Here is a 25,419-nt window from a genome sequence, read left to right on the forward strand (position 1 = left end):
CGCCCGAGGAGTCGATGATGAGTACCCATTACATTGCTGGCCAGTGGCTGGCGGGCCAGGGCGAGACCCTGGAGTCCCTCGACCCGGTTGGCCAGGGCGTGGTCTGGTCCGGGCGCGGCGCTGACGCCACCCAGGTCGACGCCGCCGTGCGCGCCGCCCGCGAGGCCTTCCCGGCCTGGGCGCGGCGCCCGCTGGAGCAGCGCATCGAGTTGCTCGAGCGCTTCGCTGCGACCCTCAAGTCCCGCGCCGACGAGCTGGCCCGAGTGATCGGCGAGGAAACCGGCAAGCCGCTGTGGGAGTCGGCCACCGAAGTGACCAGCATGGTCAACAAGGTGGCGATCTCGGTGCAGGCGTTCCGCGAGCGCACCGGCGAGAAATCCGGTCCGCTGGCCGACGCTACCGCCGTGCTACGGCACAAGCCGCATGGCGTGGTGGCGGTATTCGGTCCCTACAATTTCCCCGGCCACCTGCCCAACGGGCATATCGTCCCGGCGCTGCTGGCCGGTAACTGCGTGGTGTTCAAGCCCAGCGAGCTGACCCCGAAGGTCGCCGAGCTGACGCTCAAGGCCTGGATCCAGGCCGGCCTGCCGGCCGGCGTGCTCAACCTGGTCCAGGGCGGTCGCGAAACCGGCGTCGCGCTGGCCGCCCACCGTGGGCTCGACGGTCTGTTCTTCACCGGGTCCAGTCGCACCGGCAACCTGCTGCACAGCCAGTTTGGCGGCCAGCCGCAGAAAATCCTGGCGCTGGAGATGGGCGGCAACAACCCGCTGGTGGTGGAGGAGGTCGCCGACCTCGACGCCGCCGTCTACACCATCATCCAGTCCGCCTTCATCTCCGCCGGCCAGCGTTGCACCTGCGCCCGCCGCCTGCTGGTGCCGCAGGGCGCCTGGGGCGACGCACTGCTGGCGCGCCTGGTGGCGGTCAGCGCTACCCTGCGGGTCGGTCGCTTCGACGAACAGCCGGCGCCGTTCATGGGCGCGGTGATTTCGCTGAGCGCCGCCGAGCACCTGCTCAAGGCCCAGGAGCATTTGATCGGCAAGGGCGCACAGCCGCTGCTGGCGATGACCCAGCCGATCGACGGCGCCGCCCTGCTGACCCCGGGCATCCTCGACGTCAGCGCGGTGGCCGAGCGACCGGACGAAGAGTTCTTCGGGCCGCTGTTGCAAGTGATCCGCTACTCCGATTTCGCTGCGGCGATCCGTGAAGCCAACGCCACCCAGTACGGCCTGGCCGCCGGGTTGCTGTCGGATTCCCGCGAGCGTTTCGAGCAGTTCCTCGTGGAAAGCCGCGCCGGCATCGTCAACTGGAACAAGCAGCTCACCGGCGCCGCCAGCAGCGCGCCGTTCGGCGGTATCGGCGCGTCCGGCAACCACCGGCCGAGCGCCTACTACGCCGCCGATTACTGCGCCTATCCGGTCGCCTCGCTGGAAAGCCCCAGCGTGTCCCTTCCTGCCACCCTGACTCCCGGGATCAGCCTATGAATGCCCATGAAGTGAATTTCGACGGCCTGGTCGGCCCGACCCACAACTACGGCGGCCTGTCCTACGGCAATGTCGCTTCGCAAAGCAACAGCCAGGCGGTGTCCAACCCGAAGGAAGCGGCGAAGCAGGGCCTGGCGAAGATGAAGGCGCTGATGGAGATGGGTTTCAAGCAGGGGGTACTCGCTCCGCAAGCCCGCCCGGATACCGCTGCGCTGCGTAGCCTGGGCTTCTCCGGCAGCGACGAGGAGGTGATCCGCCGCGCGGCGAAGGAAGCGATGCCTCTCCTCGCCGCCTGCAGCTCGGCTTCGAGCATGTGGACCGCCAATGCCGCCACGGTCAGCCCGAGTGCCGACACCGCCGATGGCCGCGTGCATTTCACCGCGGCCAACCTGAACTGCAAGTTCCACCGATCCATCGAGCATCCCACCACCAGCCGCGTGCTGGCGGCGATGTTCAACGACGAGCGGCATTTCGCCCATCACGCGGCGCTGCCGGCAGTGAGCCAGTTCGGCGACGAAGGCGCGGCCAACCACACGCGCTTCTGCAAGGACTATGGCGATGCCGGCGTGGAGTTCTTCGTCTTCGGTCGCAGCGCCTTCGACAGTCGCTTCCCGGCGCCGCAACGCTATCCGGCGCGCCAGACCCTGGAAGCCTGCCAGGCCGTCGCGCGCCTGCACGGGCTGAGCGAGGCCGGAGTGGTCTACGCTCAACAGAACCCGGCGGTGATCGACCAGGGCGTGTTCCACAACGATGTGATCTCGGTGGGCAATGGCGAGGTGCTGTTCCATCACGAGGACGCCTTCCTCGATACCGAGAAGGTCCTTGCCGAACTGCACGACAAGCTGGGCCGCCGCGGCGGCCGCTTCCGCGCCATCTGCGTGCCGCGCGACCAGGTCGCGGTGGAGGACGCGGTGAAGTCCTACCTGTTCAACAGCCAACTGCTGTCGAAGGCCGACGGTTCGATGCTGCTGGTGGTACCGGAGGAGTGTCGGAACAACCCGCGGGTCTGGAACTACCTGGACCAGCTCACCGGCGACGACGGTCCGATCCGCGAAGTGAAGGTCTTCGACCTCAAGCAGAGCATGCAGAACGGCGGCGGTCCGGCTTGCCTGCGCTTGCGCGTGGCGCTGCAGGAACGGGAGCTGGCGGCGGTGAATCCGGGGGTGATCATGAGCGCCGGCCTGTACGACACGCTGGTAGCCTGGGTCGACCGGCACTACCGCGACCGCCTGAGCGAGACCGACCTGGCCGACCCCCAACTGCTGCTGGAGTGCCGGACGGCATTGGATGAACTGACGCAGATCCTTAAACTGGGCTCGGTTTATTCCTTCCAACTCGATTGAGAGCCTCGCCACCATGTCCGATAGCCTGCAACTGATCCTCGAAGATACCGACGGCACCCAGCTGGAAACTTCCTGCACCCGTTTCGCCGTGGTCTGGCAGGGCAAGGAAGTGTGGGTCCAGCAAGCCGGCAACGGCCAGTTGCTGATCGGCGTCGACGTCGAAGACGGCGATACCGAATACACCAACCTGCTGCTGCGGCCGATGGCGACCAACCTGGTCAGCCTGCAACTGGAGATGGAGCCGATCGAAGAGGGCGACGACCACGAGCACGGCCCCGACTGCGGCTGCGACCACACCCACTGACTGAGGACATCCCATGCTCGCCCTCGGCAAACTGCTCGACTTGACCCTGGCCGGCCGCGAGCCGACCGAGAAGATCCAGCTCACCGCCGACGGCACCCGCCTGCACTGGCTGGCCGAGGGCGCGCTGGAAGTCACGCCGATCGGCGCCCGCGATAACGGCGTCGACCTGTTGCTCTCGGCCGGTATCCACGGCAACGAGACCGCGCCCATCGAACTGCTCGAACGGCTGATCCGCAAGGTCGCCGCTGGCACCCTCAAGCCTGCCGCCAGGGTCCTCTTCCTGTTCGGCAACCCCGAAGCCATCCGCCGCGGCGAGCGCTACGTCGAACAGGACATGAACCGCCTGTTCAACGGTCGCCACGAGGAGGGCAGTGGCAACGAGGCCTTCCGTGCCGCCGAGCTGGAGCGCCTGGCCCAGGTGTTCTTCAGCAAGACCGAGCGAGTCCACCTGCACTACGACCTGCATACCGCGATCCGCGGCTCGAAGATCGAGCAGTTCGCCCTCTACCCCTGGGCCGAGGGCCGCCAGCATTCCCGCAGCGAACTGGCCCGCCTGCGCGACGCCGGCATCGAGGCGGTGCTGTTGCAGAACAAGCCGGGCATCACCTTCAGCGCCTACACCTACGGCCAGCTCGGCGCCGAGGCCTTTACCCTGGAACTGGGCAAGGCACGTCCGTTCGGAGAGAACCAGGAGGTCAACCTGGAGCGCCTGGAGCGGAGCCTGGAGCTGCTGATCGACGGCAGCGAGGAACAGCCGGACGGCTCCCGGCTCGACGGCCTCAAGCTGTTCAGTGTGTCGCGCGAGGTGATCAAGCACAGCGACCACTTCCGCCTGCACCTCGACGACGACGTGGCCAACTTCACCGAACTCTCGCCGGGCTACCTGCTGGCCGAGGATATCGGCGGCACGCGCTGGGTGGTGGACGAGGTCGGCGCGCGCATCATCTTCCCCAATCCACGGGTGAAGAACGGCCTGCGTGCCGGAATCCTGGTGGTGCCGGCCAAGCTCTGAGGCGTATCGGCCTTCCCTCTCGATCATGACGGAGCGCTTCGGCGCTCCGTTTCCGTTGCGGCCGGGAAGATTTCCCGACTTCCCTTGTGGCTGTCGGTAGAGCGCCGTAGGATCGGGCTTTTCCGCCGAACCGAGGAGCCCTCCGTGCCTGTCATCGACCTGCGCAGCGACACCGTCACCCAGCCCACCGCCGGCATGCGCGAAGCCATGGCCGCGGCCGAACTGGGCGACGACGTCTATGGCGAGGACCCCACGGTCAACCGCCTGGAGGCCGAACTGGCGGCGCGCCTGGGCTTCGCCGCGGCGCTCTTCGTACCGACCGGGACCATGAGCAACCTGCTCGGATTGATGGCCCACTGCGAGCGCGGCGACGAATACATCGTCGGCCAGCAGGCGCATACCTACAAATACGAGGGCGGCGGTGCCGCGGTGCTGGGCTCGATCCAGCCGCAGCCGATCGACGGCGAGGCCGACGGATCGCTCCACCTGGACAAGGTCGCGGCGGCGATCAAGGCCGACGACTTCCATTTCGCCAGGACCCGCCTGCTGGCCCTGGAAAACACCATGCAGGGCAAGGTGCTGCCGCTCGACTACCTGGCCGCGGCGCGCGCTTTCACTCGCGCGCGTGGCCTGGCCCTGCACCTGGATGGCGCGCGCCTGTACAACGCGGCGGTGAAGCTGGGCGTAGACGCCAGCGAAATCACCCGGCACTTCGACTCGGTGTCGGTGTGCCTGTCCAAGGGCCTCGGTGCGCCGGTGGGCTCGGTGCTTTGCGGCAGCGTCGAACTGATCGGCAAGGCCCGTCGCTGGCGCAAGATGGTCGGCGGCGGGATGCGCCAGGCCGGTCTGCTGGCGGCTGCCGGCCTGTACGCCCTCGATCACCAGGTGGCACGCCTGGCCGACGACCACGCCAACGCCGCGCGCCTGGGCGACGGGCTGCGCGAACTGGGCTATGCGGTGGAGCCGGTGCAGACCAACATGGTCTACGTCGATGTCGGCGAGCGGGCGGTCGCGCTGCGCGACTTCCTCGCCGAGCGCGAGGTGCGGATCAGCGCGGCGGCGCGTTTGCGCCTGGTCACCCACCTGGACGTTTCCGCCGAGTCCATAGGACAAGTACTGGATGCCTTCGCGGCCTTTCGTCGCTCATAAGCGAAAAGGTCGGCAATAGGCAATAACTATCGCGCAAATACACTACAACCTTGCCCAAGGGCCGATATAATGCGGCCCTTTGCCGGCGATTCGTGGCCGCCAATTTTCCGTGGAAGAACCTATGAAAAGCGCTGAAATCCGTGAAGCCTTCCTCCGCTTCTTCGAAGAGAAGGGACACACCCGTGTCGCTTCCAGTTCGCTGATCCCGGCGAACGATCCGACCCTGCTGTTCACCAACGCGGGCATGAACCAGTTCAAGGACTGCTTCCTCGGCCTGGAAAAGCGCGCCTACACCCGTGCGACCACCAGCCAGAAATGCGTGCGCGCCGGCGGCAAGCACAACGACCTGGAAAACGTCGGCTACACCGCGCGGCACCACACCTTCTTCGAAATGCTGGGTAACTTCAGCTTCGGCGACTATTTCAAGCGCGACGCCATCCATTACGCCTGGGAGTTCCTCACCGGCGAGAAATGGCTGAACCTGCCCAAGGAAAAGCTCTGGGTCACCGTCTACGCCACCGACGACGAGGCCTACGACATCTGGACCAAGGAAGTCGGCGTGCCCGCCGAGCGTATGGTGCGGATCGGCGACAACAAGGGCGCGCCCTATGCGTCCGACAACTTCTGGGCGATGGGCGATACCGGACCCTGCGGTCCCTGCACCGAGATCTTCTTCGACCATGGGCCGGAGATCTGGGGCGGCCCGCCCGGTTCGCCGGAAGAGGACGGCGACCGCTACATCGAGATCTGGAACAACGTGTTCATGCAGTTCAACCGCACCGCGGACGGCGTCATGCACCCGCTGCCGGCGCCGAGCGTGGACACCGGCATGGGCCTGGAGCGCGTCAGCGCGGTACTCCAGCACGTGCACTCGAACTATGAGATCGACCTGTTCCAGAACCTGCTGAAAGCCTCCGCCGAGGCCATCGGCTGCGCCAACGACGACGCGCCGTCGCTGAAGGTGGTAGCCGATCACATCCGTTCCTGCAGCTTCCTGATCGCCGACGGCGTACTGCCGTCCAACGAGGGTCGCGGCTACGTCTTGCGGCGGATCATCCGCCGCGCCTGCCGCCACGGCAACAAGCTGGGCGCCAGGGGCACCTTCTTCCACAAGATCGTCGCAGCGCTGGTCGCCGAGATGGGCGATGCCTTCCCCGAGCTGAAGCAACAGCAGGCACACATCGAGCGCGTGCTGAAGACCGAGGAAGAACAGTTCGCCAAGACCCTGGAGCAAGGCCTGAAGATCCTCGAACAGGACCTCGCCGAACTGCAGGGCAGCGTGATTCCCGGCAACGTGGTGTTCAAGCTGTACGACACCTATGGCTTCCCGGTCGACCTGACCAATGACATCGCCCGCGAGCGCGAGCTGACCATCGACGAGGACGGCTTCGAGCGCGAGATGGAGGCCCAGCGCGAGCGCGCCCGCGCTTCCAGCGCCTTCGGCATGGACTACAACAGCCTGGTCAAGGTCGACGGCGAGACCCGCTTCCTCGGCTATCAGGGCGTCTCCGGCGCCGGGCAGATCGTCGCGCTGTTCAGGGACGGCCAGGCCGTCGAGCGCCTGGAGGAGGGCGAGGAGGGCGTCGTGGTCCTCGACCAGACGCCGTTCTACGCCGAGTCCGGCGGCCAGGTCGGCGACAGTGGCTACCTCGAGGCGGCTGGCGTGCGCTTCGACGTGCGCGATACCACCAAGGCTGGCGGCGCGCACCTGCACCATGGCGTGGTCGCCCGGGGCAACCTGAGCGTCGGCGGCGCGGTCAAGGCCGAGGTCGACGCCTCGGTACGCCAGGCCACCGCGCTCAACCACTCCGCGACCCACCTGCTGCATGCCGCGCTGCGCCAGGTACTGGGCGACCACGTACAACAGAAGGGCTCGCTGGTGGACAGCCAGCGCCTGCGTTTCGACTTCAGCCACTTCGAGGCGATCAAGGCGGAACAACTGAAGGCCCTGGAGGATATCGTCAACGCCGAAATCCGTCGCAACACCGAGGTCGAGACCGAGGAAACCGATATCGACACCGCCAAGGCCAAGGGCGCCATGGCGCTGTTCGGCGAGAAGTACGGCGACCAGGTGCGCGTACTGAGCATGGGCGGCGATTTCTCCGTCGAGCTGTGCGGTGGCACCCACGTATCCCGCACCGGCGACATCGGCCTGTTCAAGATCACCAGCGAGGGTGGCGTGGCTGCCGGCGTACGCCGTATCGAGGCGGTCACCGGCGCGGCGGCGCTGGCCTACCTGAACGGTGCCGAGGAGCAGCTCAAGGAAGCCGCCAGCCTGGTCAAGGGCAGCCGCGACAACCTGCTGGACAAGCTCGGCGCCCTGCTGGAGCGCAACCGCTCGCTGGAGAAGGAGCTGGAACAGCTCAAGGCCAAGGCTGCCAGCGCGGCCGGCGACGACCTTTCGGCGGCGGCGGTGGAAATCAAGGGCGCGAAGGTACTCGCCGCGCGCCTCGATGGTCTGGACGGCAAGGCGCTGCTGGCGCTGGTCGACCAGTTGAAGAACAAGCTCGGCCGCGCAGTGATCCTGCTCGGCGGCGAGCTGGACGGGAAGGTCGTACTGGTCGCAGGCGTGACCCAGGACCTGACCGGCCAACTGAAGGCCGGCGAGCTTATGAAGCAAGCCGCGGCGGCAGTTGGTGGCAAAGGTGGCGGACGCCCGGATATGGCCCAGGGCGGCGGCACCGATGCAGCGAAATTGGACGAGGCCCTGGCCCTGGCCCAGCGCTTCGTCGAGCAAGGGCTCTGATGCCATGCCGGCCCCGCGCCAGAGCGACGCGGGGCCGGGCGGCCAGCGCCCCTTGATGCCCGGCCGGCGGTGCGCCCCGCCAGTCCGGGTAGCGAAAGAATGTGGCAGGTTCAAAAGGGCGCCCTTCACGGAATCAGGCGGTTTGAAATGGCTTTGATCGTACAGAAGTTTGGAGGGACCTCCGTCGGCACCGTCGAGCGTATCGAGCAGGTGGCCGAGAAGGTGAAGAAATTCCGCGAAGCGGGCGATGACGTCGTCGTGGTGGTATCCGCCATGAGCGGGGAGACCAACCGTCTAATCGGCCTGGCCAACCAGATCATGGAGCAGCCGGTTCCGCGCGAACTGGACGTCATGGTCTCGACCGGAGAGCAGGTGACCATCGCCCTGCTCAGCATGGCCCTGATCAAGCGCGGCGTGCCGGCGGTCTCCTATACCGGCAACCAGGTGCGTATCCTCACCGACAGCGCGCACACCAAGGCGCGCATCCTGCACATCGACGACACCCACATCCGCGCCGACCTCAAGGCCGGCAGGGTAGTGGTGGTCGCCGGTTTCCAGGGCGTCGACGGCAACGGCAACATCACCACGCTGGGCCGCGGCGGTTCCGATACCACCGGGGTGGCCCTGGCGGCGGCGTTGAAGGCCGACGAATGCCAGATCTACACCGACGTCGACGGCGTCTACACCACCGATCCGCGCGTAGTGCCGCAGGCCCGTCGGCTGGACAAGATCACCTTCGAGGAAATGCTGGAAATGGCCAGCCTCGGTTCCAAGGTGCTGCAGATCCGGGCGGTCGAGTTCGCCGGCAAGTACAACGTTCCGCTGCGCGTGCTGCACAGCTTCCAGGAGGGTCCGGGCACCCTCATTACTATCGATGATGAAGAGGAATCCATGGAACAGCCGATCATCTCCGGCATCGCCTTCAACCGCGACGAAGCCAAGCTGACCATCCGTGGCGTACCCGATACCCCCGGCGTGGCCTTCAAGATCCTCGGGCCGATCAGTGCCGCCAATGTGGAAGTCGACATGATCGTGCAGAACGTGGCGCACGATAACACCACCGACTTCACCTTCACGGTGCATCGCAACGATTACCTGAACGCCCTGGAAATCCTCAAGCAGACCGCCGCCAACATCGGCGCGCGCGAAGCCATCGGCGACACCAACATCGCCAAGGTTTCCATCGTCGGCGTCGGCATGCGTTCGCACGCCGGCGTGGCCAGCCGCATGTTCGAAGCGCTGGCCAAGGAAAGCATCAACATCCAGATGATCTCCACCTCGGAAATCAAGGTTTCCGTGGTGATCGAAGAGAAGTACCTGGAACTGGCGGTACGTGCTCTGCACACGGCGTTCGAGCTCGACGCGCCGGCGCGACAGGGTGAGTGACGCTGGCAGGCGAAAGGCGCGGCAACCCCGCGCCTTTTGTCGTTTTTGACCGTTTGGCAGGAACTTTCATTCCGGCGGGACTGGTCAATACTGGGTGAAGGATCGCGCTCTTGATTTCTGCGGATCCGCCGCCATTTCTTTTTTGCAGACTGTTGTCCTGAAATATTCGCGTGAGGAGAAAGGAATGCTGATTCTGACTCGTCGGGTCGGAGAGACCCTGATGGTAGGTGACGACGTCACCGTGACGGTACTGGGTGTCAAAGGGAACCAGGTGCGCATCGGCGTCAACGCGCCGAAGGAAGTCGCCGTACACCGGGAGGAAATTTACCAGCGCATCCAGAAAGAGAAAGATCAAGAGCCAAACCATTAATTTTTATCTAATTTTCCCTTTGCAAACGGGGTAAAGATGGGTATCATGCGCCCCGTGTTGCGGAGAGGTGGCCGAGTGGCCGAAGGCGCTCCCCTGCTAAGGGAGTACACCTCAAAAGGGTGTCGGGGGTTCGAATCCCCCCCTCTCCGCCATTCAAGTGTTAGAGATTGATTCAGGCGGCGAAAGCCATCTTGGTAACTAAGTTACTGATTTGATTGAAAAAATCGCTTGACGGATAAAATCCACAATCTATAATGCGCCCCCACGACGCACTCATAGCTCAGCTGGATAGAGTACTCGGCTACGAACCGAGCGGTCGGAGGTTCGAATCCTCCTGAGTGCGCCATATTTCGAAGGGTTCCTCTCGTCAGGGGCTCGACGGACGAAGGATCGACAGTTGCGGTCTTTCACGGTAAAACAAGCGTTACCGGCAGGTGGCCGGAAAAAGCACCGACACGCACTCATAGCTCAGCTGGATAGAGTACTCGGCTACGAACCGAGCGGTCGGAGGTTCGAATCCTCCTGAGTGCGCCATACCGAAAGGGCCTGCAGCAATGCAGGCCCTTTTTCTTTGCCCGGGATTTTTCTTCCGCCGGAATGCGGCCCCGTCGTCAGGCGGGGCGGGAAGGGGTCAGACCAGCACCGAGTACCAGAACACCCGGCCGATCACGTTGATGTGCTCGGCGGCTTCCTGGGGCTCGTAGCGCTCGTCCGGGTGCTCGTCGCTGTTGAAGCTGCGAATGCGCAGGCCGCCGCCCGGAAGGCGGTAGAGCAGTTTCACGCGCAGTTGGCCGTCGTGGTCGAAGGCGTACATGTCGCCGTCCTTGATCGTCCGCGCGCTAGTGTCCACGCCTACCGTGCTGCCGTCCGGCAGCACCGGCTCCATGCTGTTGCCGCTGACCGTGACGCAGGCGGCACTGGCCGGATCGATGTTCTTCTTGCGCAGGGTGTACTTGCCGAAGCGCAGCTTGCGCCCGCCGGTCTGCAGGATCACCGTGCTGCCCTTGCCGCCGGACAGCTCGATCTCCTTGTAGAAGGGCAGTTCGATCTCGTCGGCATCCAGGGGCGTTTCGTCGTCCCATGACTCTACTGCGCCAAGCCAACTGGCATTGGGTCCTGCGTTCGCCTGGCCGCGCTCGGCGAGCATCTCGCCGCGACCTTCCGCCAGCCACAGGGGGTTGACGCCGCAGGCGCCGGCGATCTGCGCGACGAAGCTGGTGGCGCGGGACTTGCCGCGCTCCAGATCGGAAATGGAGGTCTGGGTCATGCCTACCGCCTGGGCAAGCTGGACCTGGCTGAGATGGGCGTGCTTGCGCGCCGCCTTGATGCGATCTTTGAGTTCCATAGGGGGCAAGACTAAGGGTGTGCCTGTGGCATTGCAAGCCTCCGTATATGGGTATTACCATAATTTCAGCGCTTTCCTACTCACCTCGGGTAGGACGGCGGCCCAACACAGCCACTGCGGGTGGCTAATGCGAGCGGCCAGCCAGGTGGGCCGGCCAAGGAGGGAATACCATGTTTCAAAGTACCGAGCAGGCGCTGGCCGTGGCCTACTGGATGTTCGAGCACCAGCCGGGACCGAAGTCGTCGACGGCGATGGTGATCGATGGCCTGCGCGAGCGCTTCGATCGCAGCTTCATCGAACACCTGCCCAGCGGTTTGAGTCCGCACGAATGGCAGGCCCAGGCGGTGATGACCGTGCGTTTCGCCCAGCGCCAGTTGGCTGCGCACCCACTGGAGCTGGCGGTGGTGCGGGCCGAGTTCGCCCGCGGGCGGGATTTCGTCCTTGGCCTGGCGGCTTTGCGCGACTGGCTGAAGCCCGGGGCCGACCCGATCGAGCAGCGGGCAACCCTGGCCTTGCTGATGCGCATGTTCCGTCGTCCGCCGTCGAGCATCCGCGAGATCGAGCGACTCAGCGGGCTGTCGAAGAGCACCCTGCATCGCTGGGACAAGGAATGGCGCGAGCGGGTCGTCGCTTTGCTGCGCCAGGCCTTGCAGCGGCTGGAGGAGCCGATGGCGGAGGTGGGGATCGTGGGCGAGCGCTAAAAAAATTTCTGTATGAAAACGGGTTTTCCCATATTGACGCTATGGGACGATAAAGGTATAAATTCTCCACGATTGAAATTCCTCTGGCCGAAGCCCGCCGATGCGGGCTTCGGCCGTTCCGGGCCCGCCTTTTCGGCGGGCCTTTGCATTTCCGGGAGTCATCCATGTCCGAGCCAAGCTCTGCGGCCTCCGCTGCCAGCGCAATGGCTGGCGTCGGCCTGGCCATGTACCTGCCGGGTATCGATGGCAACGCCTTGCTGGGAGGCTTCGGCGGCGCCATCTTCTTTGTCGTGTTCGCCCGTGACTACAACGCCCTGACCCGCCTCGGCTACCTGCTGGTGTCCTGGGTCGGCGGCTATTACGCCGGAATCGAGGCGCTCGGCCGCGGGTTGACCCAGACCAGCGGCATGGCCGCCTTCGTCGCCGCGACCCTCTGCGTGACCGGCGGCATCGGCATGCTCGAGTGGATGCGTGGCGGCGAACTGCCCAACTGGATGCGCGGGCTGTTGCGCCGCCGGGGAGGCAAGTCCGATGGTTGATCCGCTGTCCACCCTGACCGTGCTGGTCTGCTCGGCGATCTGCATGCGCCTGATCACCTATCGCCGCGCCGGCGCGCGTTTCCGCCCCGGCGTTTCCCTGTGCGCCTACCTGCTGGCGTTGTGCACCGGCTGCCAGGCGCTGGGAATAGTGGCCGGGTTGTATCGTGCCGAGCACCTCTCGCCGTGGATGCTCGGGGTACTGCTGGTGCTGCTGGTCCTGCTGTTGCAGGCGCGCGGCAACCTGGCGCGGGTCCTGCGCCTGCATTGAACGAACGTACTTCGCTCCGGCCTGGCCGGCGGTTGTATCCGCCGCGTCGGTGCCTGTCCGTCATCCATCCATCCTGAAAAAGGAGTTCGACATGTCCAGTGCAACCGTGCGCCTGGATCACGCCGCCCTGCGCGAAACGTTGCGGCAGTTGTTCGGCCTGCCCGCCGGCAGCGTCATCGATGCCGATCAACTGCTGGCCCCGCCGGCCATCCCCTTCATGACCTTGCGCCTGGTGTCCTCGAGCCTGCTTGGCAAGGTGCGGCGGGAGTTTTCCGCCAGTGGCGAGCAGGAGTCCCTGCTGGCCAGTTGCGAGAGCATCTTTCGCCTGACCTGGCATGGTCCCGAGGCGCACCAGTACCTGCAGGATGCCCGCTGCCTGCTGCAGTCAGGCAATGCCGGCGAGCGCCTGCGCGTGCTGAAGGCCAGCCTGCTGCGCCTGACACCCATCGAAAACCTGTCCGTCGTGCAGGATGGCCAGGCGCTGGGGCAGGCTCGTTTCGACCTTGTTCTCGCTCACGAACACGTGCTGCTCGTCGACCTCGAGCGCACCGCTCCCGGGCAGGCCTCCGGGGGGACGGGTGGAACGGCTTCCTAGAGGTCGTTGCGATGCATCGTAGCGATGCCATCCATACATAGAGGAGAGATCCATGGTCATGTTGATCAGTCGTCGCGTCGGCATCGTTCGCCTGGATGCGGTGATTTCCGAAAACCTCGCGCAGGCTGCCGTCAGCGCGCGCGGCGACCAGCTCATCACCATCGTCGGCAGCATTGTCGACCATGCGCCCGCTGGCGAGCCGTTGCCCTCCTTGCTGCCGATGGAGGGAGGCAGCCGCGCGTTGAACGAGTGCCGTGTGCGCAAGGGCATCGCTGCCTTGACTTCACTGCAAGGCGCTTCCGAAACGGTGGACGTGCAAACGGGATTCCACCTGTATCGCGGTCTGTTCATCACGCGCGTTGTTGCCCGGCGAACCGCAGAAAGAGGATTGAGCCTGACCATAACTGCCAGCCAGAGGCGTGCGCGGCGGGCAGGCGGTAGGTTGCTGAAGACTGTCGTCCGTCTTTTCCATGCAGGCAGGGCGACACCCTGCCCGGCACGCTAAGGGCGATGCCGGTCCTGCTTTCATCGGTATGAGGACGGCCCGGCCTTAGCTCCCGGGATCGACTCGCTCCACCCGGTACCTTCCCTTTCCCTTCACACATCCCTCCTGATCGAAGCTCACGCTTCTCGCTCCCCGTCGCTTGTCGGCCTTGTACTGATAACGCACCTCCGCATTGTTCCCGCTGACCCGGTCCGGCTTGCCCAGCGCCCGCTCCACATCGGAGCGGGTCATTCCCGCCATGATCCGCTGCTCCACGATCGCCTTGCGGCGTTCCTTCTCGTCCAGGCGTCTGCCGCAGCGATCTTCTCTTTCTCCGATCACCGCGAGCGGCACGCTTTTCCGGCCGATGGACGCCTTTTTCGTCTTCGTCTCGGCCCTCGGCGTGACGCTCCTGCCTCCCGGCGGCGGGTTGTCCGCCACGACGGTCTCGCCGGCCTGCCCGGCGGGGCAACCGAGTTGGGTGAAGCTGACATGGCCGCTGGCGTCTTCGCAGCGGAATACCGCAGCGGCCTCGCAGATGGACGCCAGCGAGAGGAGGAGAAGGAGGGACAGGGAACGCATGGGCGGCACTCCGGGTCGGATAAGGGTGAGTGCAGGCTAACGCGTTGCCTTTTTCCGCGGGGCCGAGTGTCCTGAGTGAAATTTCCGGCGTCGCAGTCAGGCGTCGAGTGACGATGAACTTTGTGCCGCAAGCGCTTGTTCTTGCCGCCATTTTGTAACGCGCAAAACGCAAGCGGAGTGTTATCATTATCCGTATCTGCCCCGAGAGGGCCCTTGGAACACCCCCATGGACTTACCCAGTAGAAACTCGAACAGTTTCCCGTTTGACCAATCACGTTTCTGATTGACCCCTTTGGCGTGCTCCGCTACTGGGGGTGGAGCGCGCTATGACCGAAGTAGAAGCCAAGAAGCCGCAGGAAAGCCTGCAGGACCGCCTAGCGCAGGTGGTCGAGCTGCTGCATCGCCACAAGGTGGTGGAAGACCTGACCCATCGTCAGGAAGGCCAGCACCATGACCGGGTGGAAAACCTCGTCCACCGGCAGAATCTCGTAGAACTCCAGCGCAAGCTGGAGGAACTGCACCCCGCCGACATCGCCCACATCCTCGAATCGCTGCCGCTGGACGACCGCCTGACGGTCTGGCAACTGGTCAAGTCCGAGGACGACGGCGACATCCTTCTCGAAGTCTCCGACGCGGTCCGGGAAACCCTGATCGCGGACATGGACGACCACGAGATCATCGCCGCGACCAAGGACCTGGACGCCGACGAACTCGCCGACCTGGCGCCGGAACTGCCGCGCGACGTGGTCCATGAACTGATGGAAAGCCTCGACGCGCAGCAGCGCGAGCGAGTGCGTTCGGCGCTGTCCTACGAGGAGGACCAGGTCGGCGCGCTGATGGACTTCGAGATGGTCACCATCCGCGAGGACGTCAGCCTGGAAGTGGTGCTGCGCTACCTGCGCCGCCTGAAGGAACTGCCCGGGCATACCGACAAACTGTTCGTGGTCGACTACGACGGCGTGCTCAAGGGCGTGCTGCCGATCAAGCGCCTGCTGGTCAACGATCCGGACAAGCAAGTGCTGGAAGTCATGGCCACCGACCCGGTGACCTTCCACCCGGACGAGGACGGCTACGACGCCGCCCAGGCATTCGAGCGTTACGACCTGATTTCCGCGCCGGTGGTGGACAAGGGCGGCAAGCTGATCGGTCGTCTGACCATCGACGAGATGGTCGACCTGATCCGTGAGGAAAGCGAAAGCGAAGTCCTCAACATGGCCGGTCTGCGTGAAGAAGAAGACATCTTCGCCTCGGTCTGGAAGTCGGTGCGCAACCGCTGGGCCTGGCTGGCCACCAACCTGATCACCGCCTTCGTCGCCTCGCGGGTGATCGGTCTGTTCGAAGGCTCCATCGAGAAACTGGTGGCGCTGGCCGCGCTGATGCCGATCGTTGCCGGCATCGGTGGCAATTCCGGCAACCAGACCATCACCATGATCGTCCGCGCCATCGCGCTCGACCAGGTACAGCCGACCAGCAACAGTCGCAACCGCCTGCTGCGCAAGGAGCTTGGCGTCGCGCTGGTCAACGGCCTGGCGTGGGGCGGAGTGATCGGCGTGGTGGCCTTCTATCTTTACGGCAACTGGGAACTGGGCGTGGTGATGACCGCCGCGATGACCCTGAACCTGCTGCTGGCGGCGATGATGGGAGTGCTGATCCCGATGACCCTGCATCGTTTCGGACGCGATCCGGCGATGGGCTCCAGCGTGATGATCACTGCGATGACCGACAGCGGCGGTTTCTTCATCTTCCTCGGCCTGGCGACGATCTTCCTGATGTAGCCGGAGCGCCACGCGAGAAGCCGCCCACGGGCGGCTTTTTTCATGGCGGTCAGATCAGCGGGGAAACCTTCGGTGGCGACCAGGACAGCACGCTCAGGCAGCGATCGCCGCCATTGACGAAATACTCGTCGACGGCCTTGGTCTCGCGGGCGACGAAGCCCTCGCGACGGCATTCCTGGTCCAGCCAGCCGCCTTGCTCGACCCGGTACAGCCAACCCTCGGATGCCGCACAGGCTGGCCAGAATTCCAGCAGGTCGGCAGCGTCGAGCTGGCGCAGGCCTTCGACTTCGACGAACTCGACGCGCCAGGTGCGCTGGTTGGCGAGGTCGCGGACGAGGATGGTCAGGCCGGCGCGATCCTGGCGGCACTTCAGGAACCAGGGGTCGACGCAGGGCGGCGCCTGGAGCAGAACCGCCAGCAGTGGCTCCGCGCGTTCAGCCACGGACGCGCAGGGTCAGGCCCTTGAGGAAGTTGCGCAGCAACTGGTCGCCGCAGGTCCGGTAGTTGCTGTGGCCGGGCTTGCGAAACAGGGCGCTCAGCTCGGGTTTGGAGACCGGGAAGTCGACGCTGTCGAGGATGGCATGGAGGTCTTCCTCCTTGAGTTCGAAGGCGACCCGCAGCTTCTTCAGGATCATGTTGTTGCTCAACGGCAGCTCCAGCGGCGGTAGCGGACGCGACTCGTCGCGACCGCGGCGCTGGATGATCAGTCCGTCCAGGCAGCGCGCCAGGTAGCGGTCGGGGCAGGCCTGGAAGCCGTCTTCGTCTTCCTTCTTCAGGTAAGCCTCGAGCAGGTCCGCTTCGACTTGCTCGCCGAACGGGGCGGCCAGTTCGGCCAGATGTGCGTCGGGAAGATCCAGCAGGTAGCGCAGGCTGCGTAGTACGTCGTTGTTGAGCATCGTGCTCTCCGGAACGGTTGGCGATGAAAAAGCCCCGCGGGGCGGGGCTCTTCAGGGGGGCTCAGACCAGCTCGGCCCAGAGGTCGTACTCGTCGGCATCGGTGATGCGCACGCGGACCTTGTCGCCCGGCTTCAGCTCGTCGCTGTCGACGAACACGTTGCCGTCGATTTCCGGAGCGTCGGCCCAGGAGCGGCCGACCGCGCCCTGTTCGTCGACTTCGTCGATCAGCACTTCGATTTCCTTGCCCACCTTGAGCTGCAGGCGAGCGGCGGAAATCGCCTGCTGGTGGGCCATGAAGCGTTCCCAGCGGTCCTGCTTGACCTCGTCCGGCACCGGCTCCAGGCCCAGCTCGTTGGCCGGAGCGCCTTCGACGGGGGAGTACTGGAAGCAGCCGACGCGGTCGAGCTGGGCTTCCGTCAGCCAGTCGAGCAGGTACTGGAAGTCTTCTTCGGTTTCGCCCGGGAAGCCGACGATGAAGGTCGAGCGGATGGTCAGTTCCGGGCAGATCTCGCGCCACTGCTTGATCCGGGCCAGGGTCTTGTCCTCGAAGGCCGGGCGCTTCATGGCCTTGAGCACCTTCGGGCTGGCGTGCTGGAAGGGGATGTCGAGGTACGGCAGGAGCTTGCCGGCGGCCATCAGCGGGATCACGTCGTCGACGTTGGGGTACGGGTAGACGTAGTGCAGGCGAACCCACACGCCCATGCTGCTCAGCGCCTCGCAGAGTTCCTTCATGCGGGTCTTGACCGGCTGGCCGTTCCAGAAGTCGGTCTTGTACTTCAGGTCCACGCCGTAGGCGCTGGTGTCCTGGGAAATCACCAGGAGTTCCTTGACCCCGGCCTTGACCAGGCGCTCGGCCTCGCTCAGCACGTCGCCGACCGGCCGGCTGACCAGCTTGCCGCGCATGGACGGGATGATGCAGAAGCTGCAGCTGTGGTTGCAGCCTTCGGAAATCTTCAGGTAGGCGTAGTGGCGCGGGGTCAGCTTGACGCCTTGCGGCGGGACCAGGTCGACCAGCGGGTTGTGTTCGGTCTTCGGCGGCACCACTTCGTGCACCGCGGTAACCACCTGCTCGTACTGTTGCGGGCCGGTGACCGCCAGCACGCTGGGATGGACGTCGCGGATCGCGTGCTCTTCCACGCCCATGCAGCCGGTGACGATGACCTTGCCGTTCTCGGCGATGGCTTCGCCGATCACTTCCAGGGACTCGGCCTTGGCGCTGTCGATGAAACCGCAGGTGTTGACCACCACGACGTCGGCGTCTTCGTAGGTCGGAACGACCTCATAGCCTTCCATGCGCAGCTGGGTGAGGATGCGCTCGGAGTCGACCAGCGCCTTGGGGCATCCAAGACTGACGAAGCCGACTTTGGGAGTGGGGGTGGACATGGCTAACCTCGGTAGGCGGGCGCGCTTGCTGGCGCCTCTGATCAAAAAGTGCGCAATTCTAGCGGCAGCGCCGCGGCTTTTCCAGTCTCCCGTGCAGCTCTTTTCCGGCCCTGGAAAAACTCACCGCGGGCGCTCGGCAATCGGCTCCCCGGCCTTCTATAGTCATAGCAGTCCGTGGCCTCGGCGCTTGCATCGCGGACGGCATGGGCGCAGCATTTGCCGAATTTTTCCGGGGGAAAGCGTTTCATGAGTGATGCAGCGACGCGTGCCGAGGAGACGTCGGAGGGGCATTCCAGCTCTGCCATCGGCCTGATGGTCGGGGCGGTTGGAGTCTGCTATGGGGATATCGGCACCAGTCCCTTGTATACCCTGAAAGAGGTCTTCATCGGCGGCTACGGGGTGCAGGCCAACCACGATGGCGTCCTTGGCGTGCTGTCGCTGATCTTCTGGTCGCTGGTCTGGGTCGTTTCCATCAAGTACGTGATCTTCGTCCTGCGTGCCGACAACCAGGGCGAGGGCGGGGTGATGGCGCTGTCGGCCCTGGCGCGCCGGGCGGCGGCGCCGTTCGGCAGGCTGCAGACCTTCGTGGTGGTTGCCGGCCTGATCGGCGCGGCGCTGTTCTACGGCGACAGCATGATCACCCCGGCGATCTCGGTACTGTCGGCGGTAGAAGGGCTGGAGATCGCCTTCGACGGCCTGGAGCACTGGACGGTACCGCTGGCGCTTATCGTGCTGATCGGCCTGTTCCTGATCCAGAAGCACGGCACCGCGCGGATCGGCATCCTGTTCGGCCCGGTCATGGTGCTCTGGTTCGGCGCCCTGGCGGCGCTGGGCGTCTACGGGGTGATCCAGCAGCCGGAAGTGCTGCAGGCGATGAACCCTGTATGGGCCGTGCGTTTCTTCAGCTCGCATCCCGGCATCGGTGTCGCCATCCTCGGCGCCACCGTACTGGCGCTGACCGGCGCCGAGGCGCTGTACGCCGACATGGGCCACTTCGGTCGCAAGCCGATCGCCCGTGCCTGGTTCCTGCTGGTGCTGCCGGCGCTGGTGCTGAACTACTTCGGCCAGGGCGCGACCATCCTTTCCAACGCCGAGGCGGCGCGCAACCCCTTCTACCTGCTGGCGCCGGGCTGGGCGCTGCTGCCGATGGTGGCGCTGTCCACCCTGGCCACGGTGATCGCCTCCCAGGCGGTGATCTCCGGCGCCTTCTCCCTGACCCGCCAGGCGATCCAGCTCGGCTACGTGCCGCGGATGACCATCCAGCACACTTCCAGCCACGAGCAGGGGCAGATCTACATCGGCGGGGTGAATTGGGCGCTGATGGTCGGCGTGGTCCTGCTGGTGCTCGGCTTCGAGTCCTCGGCGTCGCTGGCGGCTGCCTACGGCGTGGCGGTGACCGGAACCATGCTGATCACCACCCTGCTGATGGGCGTGGTGATCTGGCGCCTGTGGAAATGGCCGCTGTGGCTGGGCGTCCCGTTCTTCTGCGTGATGCTCGCGGTGGACAGCCTGTTCTTCGCCGCCAACCTGCCCAAGGTGATCCAGGGCGGCGCCTTCCCGGTCATCGCGGGTATCGTCATCTTCATCCTGATGTCCACCTGGAAGCGTGGCCGCCAACTGCTGGTGGAGCGTCTCGACGAGGGCTCGCTGCCGCTCTCGGTGTTCATTTCCAGCATGCGCGTGCAGCCGCCGCACCGGGTCCAGGGGACCGCGGTGTTCCTTACCGCGCGTACCGACGCGGTGCCTCACGCGCTGCTGCACAACCTGTTGCACAACCAGGTGCTGCACGAGCAGGTGGTGCTGCTCACCGTGGTCAACGAAGACAGCCCACGGGTTTCGCCGGATCGCCGTTTCGAGGTCGAGGCCTATGGCGACGGGTTCTTCCGGGTGATCCTGCACTTCGGCTTCATGGAAGAGCCAGACATCCCGGCTGCCTTGCGCCTGTGCCATCTCAACGAACTGGACTTCAGCCCGATGCGCACCACCTACTTCCTCAGCCGGGAGACGGTGATTCCATCCAAGCGCATCGGCATGGCGCGCTGGCGCGAGGGGTTGTTCGCCTTCCTGCTGAAGAACGCCAACGGCAACCTGCGCTATTTCAACCTGCCGCTCAACCGGGTGATCGAGTTGGGAACCCAGGTCGAGATCTGATCCGCTCCGCTGCAAAAAAGCGCGCCCGATTGGGCGCGTTTTTTTGCGCGTTTCTCAGCGCCGTTGCGGCAGCATCCGTACCAGGGTGTTGTCGCGGCTGACGAAGTGATGGAAGAGCGCCGCGGCGGCGTGCAGGCCGATCAGGAAATAACCGGCGTTGCCGATGGTTTCGTGCCATTCCTTGATTTGCCCGGCGAGGTCGGGGTTCTTGTCGACCAGCGGCGGTAGCTCCAGGCCGAAGAAGGGTATCGGCTTGCCGGCGGCGCTGAGGATCAGCCAGCCGGCGAAGGGCAGGCCGATCATCATCAGGTAGAGGGCGTAGTGCATCAGCCTGGCCAGCGTCGCCTGCCAGGCGGGGATGGCGGGCTCTATGCGCGGGGTAGGGGTGGCCAGGCGCACCAGCAGGCGCAACCAGACCAGCAGGAAAACGCTCAGGCCAAGCATGAAGTGCCATTGCTTGAGCAGTTCGCGGGTTTCGCTGCCCTTGGGGAAATTGCCCTTCAGTTCGATACAGGCGTAGACCCCGGCGATCAGCAGCAGGGTCAGCCAGTGCAGGGCAATGGTCAGGCTCCCATAACGGGATTCGGTGTTTTTCCAGCTCATCACGGTTCCTTCTCTTCGGCTCTCGGGAGCCCGCTCTGCGGCGGGTCGGCCGGTATTCTCGGCGGCTCCGCTGAAGCCAGCCTGAATGCCCCCGGCAGGCTCAGTCTAGCTGGCGCCGGCCGGGGACAAGAAGGGCGGAGCGGGGAGAGCTTGATCGCGATCAGGCGTCGGGAGCGTTCTCGCGGTCGCGGATGGCCTGGAGCATCTTCTTCGCCAGGGACAGGTAGTCCTCGTCGAAGTGGTGGCCGCCCGGCAGTTCGAGCTTCTCGCCGACGGCCTGGGATTGGGTACAGCCGCTTTCGTCCTTTTCTTCGGCGCCATAGATGCAGAACACCTTGGCTGCCGGCAACCTGGCCATTTCCGGGCCGGTGGCGGCTTCCTCGCCGGCCTTGCCCAGCCAGCCTTCCACTTCGATCTCGAAGCTGCCGGTCCGCGCCAGCGCCAGCAGCAGCATGGCTTTCACTTGCTGCTGGTCCTTTCCGGGCAGGCGGTTGTAGATCGCCGGCAGGATGTCAGCGCCGAACGAGTAGCCGGCCAGGACGAAACGTTTCGCGCCCCACTTCTCGCGGTAGTGTTGCATCAGCTTGGAGAGGTCGGCGGCGCTCTGTTCCGGGCTCTTGTGTTGCCAGTAGTAGCGCAGGGTGTCGATGCCGACCACCGGGTAGCCCATGCTGGCCATATGCTCGGCAGAGTCCTTGTCCAGGTCGCGCCAGCCGCCGTCGCCGGAATAGAACAGGGTGACGATGTCCGAGGGTTTCGCCGCGGGGACCTCGAGTACCGGCAGGGCCTCGGCGTTGCCTTGCAGTTGCAGGCGCAACTGATGGGCGAGCACGTCGGACAGCGGGGTGTCGTAGTCGCTGATGCTGGTTTCCGCGCTCGACTGCTTGCGGACGAAGACTGCGGTGTCGTCGTCCGGGTTGTCGTTCCAGGCCAGCAGCCACTGGCCGTGCGACGCCTGGTGCGGCAGCGGGGCGTCGCAGTCGCGCTCGGCCAGGGCAATGTCGAAGCCGACCGAGAGCGCCTTGGCCTTGTCGTCGTCCTGGCTGGCGAGCCAGCGCCAGGCGGTGGTCGAGCCCGGGCCGATGCCGGCGACCAGGTTCGGCTTGCCGCCGAGGCGGGCAATGACCGCTTCGAGCCGGGACTGCTGCGCCCTGCAATCGCCGTTTTCCGGAGGGAAGTACTGGATCACCCGGGCGGCGCTGTCGTGAGCCAGGTTCAGCATCTGGGCGTCGTTCAATTGCTGTTCGGGGGCGGCGATCACCACCACCCGCGAGCGCGGCTTCTCGCCGGGTTCGGCAAGGGTGGCGTGGCCGCCGTCGTCGAGGTCCAGGGCTTCCAGTTTCGCCTGGGCCGCCGGTCGGCTCCAGAGCAGCAGGGCGGCACCGACGATCAGCACCAGGGCGGCGACCAGAAAACGGCGCCAGTGACGTTTCACGACAGACATATCAGCGTTTCACCAATCCAGTCAGGCCGCCGGCGATCAGCGCGGCGGTATCGGCCAGGGCCACCAGCGGGTCGAGCCCGGCTGGCACGGCCAGGTAGCGGGGTTCCCAGTCGGGCTGGAACTTGTCCTTGAAGCGTCGCAGCCCCTGGAAATTGTAGAACTGTTCGCCCCGCCGGAAGACCAGCGCGCCCAGGCGCTGGGTCAACGGCGCGCCGCGCCTTGGCTGGAGCCCGGCCAGCGGCACCATGCCGAGGCTGAAGCGCGCGTGGCCCTGGGCCTTGTAGTGGAGGATGAGGCCGAGCATGAGGAACTCCATGGTCAGCTTCGGCGCGTCCGGGTGCACGCGCATCAGGTCGAGGCTCGCCAGTTCGCGGCTGTCGGTCTCCAGCAGGTTGGCGAAGGCCACCGGCTTGCCTTGGTGGCGGACGATGGCGATGCGGAAGAAGTTCAGGTACGTCGGGGTGAAGCGGCCCAGGGAGAAGCCTTTCTCGCGCACCTGCTTGCCGCCCAGCCAGGCGTCCGATATCGCCTTCAGCTCGTCCAGCGGAGCCTGGCCCGGTTCATGGAACTCCAGGGCCAGGCCGTCGCGCTGGCCGCGGTTCCAGGTGTAGCGCAGGTCTTTCATTTCCTTGCCCTTGTTCTCCAGGTCGAAGCGCAGCAGGTCGACTCGCGCTTCTTCGCCGAGCTTGAGGGCGGTCAGGCCAATGTCCATGTAGAACGGCAGGTTCTCGGCACGCACCTGGTAGAACACCGGGCGGGCATGGTGCAGGTCGCAGAGGTCGCGGAACTGCCAGATCAGTTCGGCGCGCTGCATGGCCGGGCCGATCGGGTCGTACAGGGCGATCATGCTGCGACCGCGGCGGGCGTACATGAGGAAAGCGTCGTCGCTCTCATGGAAGAGCAGGGCCTTGTCGCCGGTCAGGGCCAGGCCGCCATCCGGCTGGTCCGAGTGGCGGATGATCCGCGCCGCGCGCTGCAGCTCTTCCGCGTTCGGCTCGCGGATCGCCGGCGGTGCCGCGCGCAGCAGCCAGCCAAGGGCCAGGGCCAGGAGCAGCAGGCAACTGCCGAGGGCGGCGCGCAGGGCGCGCGGGGCGTCGGCGTCCAGGGCGAACTGCCACCAGAGCTGGTTGCTGTAATGCACGTCCTGGTTGGCGAACAGCAGCAGCCAGACCGAGGCGCCGACCACGCAGATGCTGGCGCCTACGTAAAGCGGCGAGAAGGGTACTTCCATCAGCCGGCTGGGACGGTAGAAGGAGCGGCGGAACATGGCGAGCAGCGCGGCGGTCAGGCTCAGCAGGCTGGCTTCCTCCCAGTCGAAGCCTTTCAGCAGCGAAAGCAGGGCGCCCACCAGCAACAGCACCAGGGTCAGGGCCCAGGCGGCCGACAGCCGTCGGCGCAAACCCTGCGCGAGCAGGAGGCAGAGCACGCCGATCAGGCTGGCGACCAGGTGCGAGGCATCGATCAGGCGATGTGGAATGAGGAAACCGAGGTGTTCCAGGCGGGTGTCGATCGCCGGTGTGGCGCCGGAAAACAGCAGCACGACACCGGAGAGGAAGACCAGGATCGCCAGGATCGGTGCGGCGAAACCCGAGGCGACGCGAATCGCCTGGCGCGTCACCCACAACCGGCGCGCTTCGAGGAACAGCAACAAAAGGCAGGCCAGCAGCAGTGGCAGCACCACATAAATCAAGCGGTACAAGAGCAGGGCCGCGGCCAGCGGCGCGGCGCCCAGTTGGCCGGCGAACGCGGCCAGCAGCACCGCCTCGAACACCCCGACTCCGCCCGGTACGTGGCTGAGTACGCCGGCGGCCAGGGCGAGCAGGTAGACCAGCAGGAACGCCGCGAAGGGTGGGGTTTCCGGCAGCAACAGATAAAGGACGGTAGCGGCGGCGGCGACGTCGAGGGCGGTGATCAGCAGTTGCAGCAGCGATAGGCGCAGGCCTGGCAGGCGCAGGCTGCGGCGGCCGAGGCGGACCAGCAGGCTGTCGGGGGACGGCCGTTCTCCCGGCAGGCGGTGCCGGGCCAGGAACGCCACCAGGCCGACAGCCAGCGACAGGACGGCGATCGCGATGACGGCGACCAGGGCGCGGGGCAGGTGCAGCGCCGACGCCGCATCGTCGAGGTCGCAGAGTGCGGCGAGTGCCGCCAGCACCGGCAGTGCGCAGCCCAGGGAAAGGCTGGCAAATAGCGTCATCCGGGCTATTTCGGCAGCGCCGATGCCATGCCGGGAATACAGTCGGTAGCGTACGGAGCCGCCGGAAAGCAGCGACAGGCCTACCGCATTGCCGATGGCGAAGGCGCTGAAGCCGCCGGTGGCCAGGCTGCGCATGGGCAGCGTGACGCCAGCGAAGCGGCTGGCCGACCACTCGTAGCCGAGCAGGATGACGAAGCCGAGGGCGGTCGCGCTCAGGGCGCCGAGCAGCGCCGGCCTGGGCACGTCGGCGATGGCATCGTGGAGGGCGCCGGGATCGATCTCCCGTAGCAGGTGGTAGCAGGCCACCAGCGCCAGGCCGAACAGCAGCAAGGTGAAGACCAGGCCGATGGGCTGGCGGTAGGCGGTAATCCGATCGATCAGCCGGATGCGTTGTGGGGACGCGGGAGAGCTGGGTGGAGCGGGATGTTCTGGAACGGGAGCGTCGGTGCGCATCAGCCACCTCATGGGAATTTGCGCGACAGAGTATGGCCTCTCGGGCGAGTTCCCAAGTGGTCGCAGCAGATTTTTTCTGTGCGGGGCGGCGTCCTGTCACAGGGAGAAGACCGCCGGGTTTTGCAGGAGTTGCGTCGGCGAAGTGGCCGAAGGCCATTTGCTGGTATTCGTTCAGCGATGGTTCAGCTTGCCGTGGGCATAGTGGCGGCTTGCA

23 protein-coding genes and 3 tRNA genes are annotated in these 25,419 nt (G+C 65.5%); 18 read left to right on the forward strand and 8 right to left on the reverse strand.

Annotation, left to right across the window (positions count from 1 at the left end; all coding sequences use genetic code 11):
* Positions 1-14 precede the first annotated feature (14 nt).
* The 11 genes from astD to FHW81_RS12785 all read left to right on the forward strand — a co-directional run bounded on the left by astD (position 15) and on the right by FHW81_RS12785 (position 10,325).
* Positions 15-1,481, forward strand: coding sequence for a succinylglutamate-semialdehyde dehydrogenase (gene astD / locus FHW81_RS12735; protein WP_003123236.1), 1,467 nt, complete (start codon positions 15-17; stop codon positions 1,479-1,481).
* The gene (gene astB, locus FHW81_RS12740; RefSeq protein WP_003085956.1) at positions 1,478-2,824 is read left to right on the forward strand and encodes an N-succinylarginine dihydrolase; all 1,347 of its coding nucleotides are present in this window, start codon (positions 1,478-1,480) and stop codon (positions 2,822-2,824) included. The genes astD and astB overlap by 4 nt, the downstream gene beginning before the upstream one ends.
* A 13-nt stretch (positions 2,825-2,837) precedes the next feature.
* Complete coding sequence (locus FHW81_RS12745; RefSeq protein WP_003085959.1) at positions 2,838-3,128, forward strand: hypothetical protein; 291 nt, start codon at positions 2,838-2,840, stop codon at positions 3,126-3,128.
* A 13-nt stretch (positions 3,129-3,141) separates the two neighbouring features.
* Positions 3,142-4,140: a succinylglutamate desuccinylase gene (gene astE, locus FHW81_RS12750; protein ID WP_003112605.1), complete on the forward strand. Its 999-nt coding sequence runs from the start codon at positions 3,142-3,144 to the stop codon at positions 4,138-4,140.
* Positions 4,141-4,284: 144 nt separating this feature from the next.
* Positions 4,285-5,289, forward strand: coding sequence for a low-specificity L-threonine aldolase (ltaE, locus tag FHW81_RS12755; RefSeq protein WP_003120729.1), 1,005 nt, complete (start codon positions 4,285-4,287; stop codon positions 5,287-5,289).
* A 121-nt stretch (positions 5,290-5,410) separates the two neighbouring features.
* Positions 5,411-8,035 carry an alanine--tRNA ligase gene (gene alaS / locus FHW81_RS12760; protein ID WP_003112602.1) on the forward strand — a complete coding sequence of 875 codons (2,625 nt, stop codon included), beginning with the start codon at positions 5,411-5,413 and terminating at the stop codon, positions 8,033-8,035.
* A 147-nt stretch (positions 8,036-8,182) separates the two neighbouring features.
* Positions 8,183-9,421, forward strand: a complete 1,239-nt coding sequence (locus FHW81_RS12765) for an aspartate kinase (protein ID WP_003085971.1) — start codon at positions 8,183-8,185, stop codon at positions 9,419-9,421.
* Between the two features lie 184 nt (positions 9,422-9,605).
* Positions 9,606-9,791 (forward strand): carbon storage regulator CsrA, encoded by a 186-nt coding sequence (csrA, locus tag FHW81_RS12770; protein WP_003085981.1) that lies wholly within the window; start codon positions 9,606-9,608, stop codon positions 9,789-9,791.
* 61 nt (positions 9,792-9,852) lie between these two features.
* Positions 9,853-9,943, forward strand: a tRNA-Ser gene (locus FHW81_RS12775).
* 117 nt (positions 9,944-10,060) lie between these two features.
* Positions 10,061-10,137 (forward strand) — tRNA-Arg (locus FHW81_RS12780).
* Between the two features lie 111 nt (positions 10,138-10,248).
* Positions 10,249-10,325 (forward strand) — tRNA-Arg (locus FHW81_RS12785).
* Between the two features lie 97 nt (positions 10,326-10,422).
* Here the strand turns inward: FHW81_RS12785 and alpR are convergent.
* Positions 10,423-11,136 (reverse strand): transcriptional regulator AlpR, encoded by a 714-nt coding sequence (gene alpR / locus FHW81_RS12790; RefSeq protein WP_003085982.1) that lies wholly within the window; start codon positions 11,134-11,136, stop codon positions 10,423-10,425.
* A gap of 170 nt (positions 11,137-11,306) precedes the next feature.
* Between alpR and FHW81_RS12795 the strand changes: the two genes are divergently transcribed.
* From FHW81_RS12795 to FHW81_RS12815, 5 genes are all read left to right on the forward strand, one after another.
* Positions 11,307-11,837 carry a hypothetical protein gene (locus FHW81_RS12795; RefSeq protein ID WP_003085984.1) on the forward strand — a complete coding sequence of 177 codons (531 nt, stop codon included), beginning with the start codon at positions 11,307-11,309 and terminating at the stop codon, positions 11,835-11,837.
* A gap of 164 nt (positions 11,838-12,001) precedes the next feature.
* A complete protein-coding gene (locus tag FHW81_RS12800) occupies positions 12,002-12,376 on the forward strand; it encodes a phage holin family protein (protein ID WP_003085986.1) in 375 nt (124 codons plus the stop codon).
* Entirely contained in the window at positions 12,369-12,644 is a 276-nt protein-coding gene (locus FHW81_RS12805) for a phage holin family protein (protein WP_003085989.1), read from the forward strand. The genes FHW81_RS12800 and FHW81_RS12805 overlap by 8 nt, the downstream gene beginning before the upstream one ends.
* A 91-nt stretch (positions 12,645-12,735) precedes the next feature.
* Positions 12,736-13,239, forward strand: coding sequence for a phage neck terminator protein (locus tag FHW81_RS12810; protein ID WP_016263812.1), 504 nt, complete (start codon positions 12,736-12,738; stop codon positions 13,237-13,239).
* A 52-nt stretch (positions 13,240-13,291) separates the two neighbouring features.
* Positions 13,292-13,744 carry a hypothetical protein gene (locus tag FHW81_RS12815; protein ID WP_003159666.1) on the forward strand — a complete coding sequence of 151 codons (453 nt, stop codon included), beginning with the start codon at positions 13,292-13,294 and terminating at the stop codon, positions 13,742-13,744.
* A 45-nt stretch (positions 13,745-13,789) separates the two neighbouring features.
* Here FHW81_RS12815 and FHW81_RS12820 read toward each other — a convergent pair whose 3' ends face one another.
* On the reverse strand, positions 13,790-14,305 hold the full coding sequence (locus FHW81_RS12820) for a DUF4124 domain-containing protein (RefSeq protein WP_003163163.1): 516 nt from the start codon (positions 14,303-14,305) through the stop codon (positions 13,790-13,792).
* A gap of 326 nt (positions 14,306-14,631) precedes the next feature.
* Here FHW81_RS12820 and mgtE point away from each other — a divergent pair, with 326 nt between their 5' ends.
* A complete protein-coding gene (gene mgtE / locus FHW81_RS12825; RefSeq protein ID WP_003085996.1) occupies positions 14,632-16,080 on the forward strand; it encodes a magnesium transporter in 1,449 nt (482 codons plus the stop codon).
* 49 nt (positions 16,081-16,129) lie between these two features.
* Here mgtE and FHW81_RS12830 read toward each other — a convergent pair whose 3' ends face one another.
* The 3 genes from FHW81_RS12830 to rimO all read right to left on the reverse strand — a co-directional run bounded on the left by FHW81_RS12830 (position 16,130) and on the right by rimO (position 18,360).
* Entirely contained in the window at positions 16,130-16,522 is a 393-nt protein-coding gene (locus FHW81_RS12830) for a hypothetical protein (protein ID WP_070698501.1), read from the reverse strand.
* The gene (locus tag FHW81_RS12835) at positions 16,515-16,976 is read right to left on the reverse strand and encodes a DUF1456 family protein (protein WP_003104756.1); all 462 of its coding nucleotides are present in this window, start codon (positions 16,974-16,976) and stop codon (positions 16,515-16,517) included. Before FHW81_RS12835 ends, FHW81_RS12830 begins: the two co-directional genes overlap by 8 nt.
* A gap of 61 nt (positions 16,977-17,037) precedes the next feature.
* A complete protein-coding gene (gene rimO / locus FHW81_RS12840) occupies positions 17,038-18,360 on the reverse strand; it encodes a 30S ribosomal protein S12 methylthiotransferase RimO (RefSeq protein WP_003086001.1) in 1,323 nt (440 codons plus the stop codon).
* Between the two features lie 246 nt (positions 18,361-18,606).
* Here rimO and FHW81_RS12845 point away from each other — a divergent pair, with 246 nt between their 5' ends.
* A complete protein-coding gene (locus FHW81_RS12845) occupies positions 18,607-20,511 on the forward strand; it encodes a potassium transporter Kup (protein ID WP_003104754.1) in 1,905 nt (634 codons plus the stop codon).
* A gap of 54 nt (positions 20,512-20,565) precedes the next feature.
* On the opposite strand, the gene FHW81_RS12850 is transcribed toward FHW81_RS12845, so the two are convergent.
* The 3 genes from FHW81_RS12850 to mprF all read right to left on the reverse strand — a co-directional run bounded on the left by FHW81_RS12850 (position 20,566) and on the right by mprF (position 25,205).
* The gene (locus FHW81_RS12850; protein WP_003112597.1) at positions 20,566-21,114 is read right to left on the reverse strand and encodes a cytochrome b; all 549 of its coding nucleotides are present in this window, start codon (positions 21,112-21,114) and stop codon (positions 20,566-20,568) included.
* A gap of 160 nt (positions 21,115-21,274) precedes the next feature.
* Positions 21,275-22,558, reverse strand: a complete 1,284-nt coding sequence (locus FHW81_RS12855; protein WP_023084941.1) for a virulence factor family protein — start codon at positions 22,556-22,558, stop codon at positions 21,275-21,277.
* A 1-nt stretch (position 22,559) separates the two neighbouring features.
* Entirely contained in the window at positions 22,560-25,205 is a 2,646-nt protein-coding gene (mprF, locus tag FHW81_RS12860; RefSeq protein ID WP_010793889.1) for a bifunctional lysylphosphatidylglycerol flippase/synthetase MprF, read from the reverse strand.
* Positions 25,206-25,419 lie beyond the last annotated feature (214 nt).

Origin of the sequence: Pseudomonas sp. RC10-4-2 (assembly GCF_050433085.1) — a bacterium.
GTDB classification, from domain to species: Bacteria; Pseudomonadota; Gammaproteobacteria; order Pseudomonadales; family Pseudomonadaceae; genus Pseudomonas; species Pseudomonas aeruginosa.

Bases quoted from the DNA above. Each gene is read 5' to 3' on its own strand.
- rimO (WP_003086001.1), bottom strand. From the start codon at position 18,360: ATGTCCACCCCCACTCCCAAAGTCGGCTTCGTCAGTCTTGGATGCCCC.
- alaS (WP_003112602.1), top strand. From the start codon at position 5,411: ATGAAAAGCGCTGAAATCCGTGAAGCCTTCCTCCGCTTCTTCGAAGAG.
- mprF (WP_010793889.1), bottom strand. From the start codon at position 25,205: ATGCGCACCGACGCTCCCGTTCCAGAACATCCCGCTCCACCCAGCTCT.
- FHW81_RS12845 (WP_003104754.1), top strand. From the start codon at position 18,607: ATGAGTGATGCAGCGACGCGTGCCGAGGAGACGTCGGAGGGGCATTCC.
- FHW81_RS12835 (WP_003104756.1), bottom strand. From the start codon at position 16,976: ATGCTCAACAACGACGTACTACGCAGCCTGCGCTACCTGCTGGATCTT.
- FHW81_RS12745 (WP_003085959.1), top strand. From the start codon at position 2,838: ATGTCCGATAGCCTGCAACTGATCCTCGAAGATACCGACGGCACCCAG.
- csrA (WP_003085981.1), top strand. From the start codon at position 9,606: ATGCTGATTCTGACTCGTCGGGTCGGAGAGACCCTGATGGTAGGTGAC.
- FHW81_RS12850 (WP_003112597.1), bottom strand. From the start codon at position 21,114: ATGAGCTGGAAAAACACCGAATCCCGTTATGGGAGCCTGACCATTGCC.
- FHW81_RS12810 (WP_016263812.1), top strand. From the start codon at position 12,736: ATGTCCAGTGCAACCGTGCGCCTGGATCACGCCGCCCTGCGCGAAACG.
- FHW81_RS12805 (WP_003085989.1), top strand. From the start codon at position 12,369: ATGGTTGATCCGCTGTCCACCCTGACCGTGCTGGTCTGCTCGGCGATC.
- alpR (WP_003085982.1), bottom strand. From the start codon at position 11,136: ATGGAACTCAAAGATCGCATCAAGGCGGCGCGCAAGCACGCCCATCTC.
- astE (WP_003112605.1), top strand. From the start codon at position 3,142: ATGCTCGCCCTCGGCAAACTGCTCGACTTGACCCTGGCCGGCCGCGAG.
- astB (WP_003085956.1), top strand. From the start codon at position 1,478: ATGAATGCCCATGAAGTGAATTTCGACGGCCTGGTCGGCCCGACCCAC.
- FHW81_RS12795 (WP_003085984.1), top strand. From the start codon at position 11,307: ATGTTTCAAAGTACCGAGCAGGCGCTGGCCGTGGCCTACTGGATGTTC.
- mgtE (WP_003085996.1), top strand. From the start codon at position 14,632: ATGACCGAAGTAGAAGCCAAGAAGCCGCAGGAAAGCCTGCAGGACCGC.
- FHW81_RS12765 (WP_003085971.1), top strand. From the start codon at position 8,183: ATGGCTTTGATCGTACAGAAGTTTGGAGGGACCTCCGTCGGCACCGTC.
- FHW81_RS12820 (WP_003163163.1), bottom strand. From the start codon at position 14,305: ATGCGTTCCCTGTCCCTCCTTCTCCTCCTCTCGCTGGCGTCCATCTGC.
- FHW81_RS12855 (WP_023084941.1), bottom strand. From the start codon at position 22,558: ATGTCTGTCGTGAAACGTCACTGGCGCCGTTTTCTGGTCGCCGCCCTG.
- FHW81_RS12815 (WP_003159666.1), top strand. From the start codon at position 13,292: ATGGTCATGTTGATCAGTCGTCGCGTCGGCATCGTTCGCCTGGATGCG.
- astD (WP_003123236.1), top strand. From the start codon at position 15: ATGATGAGTACCCATTACATTGCTGGCCAGTGGCTGGCGGGCCAGGGC.
- FHW81_RS12800 (WP_003085986.1), top strand. From the start codon at position 12,002: ATGTCCGAGCCAAGCTCTGCGGCCTCCGCTGCCAGCGCAATGGCTGGC.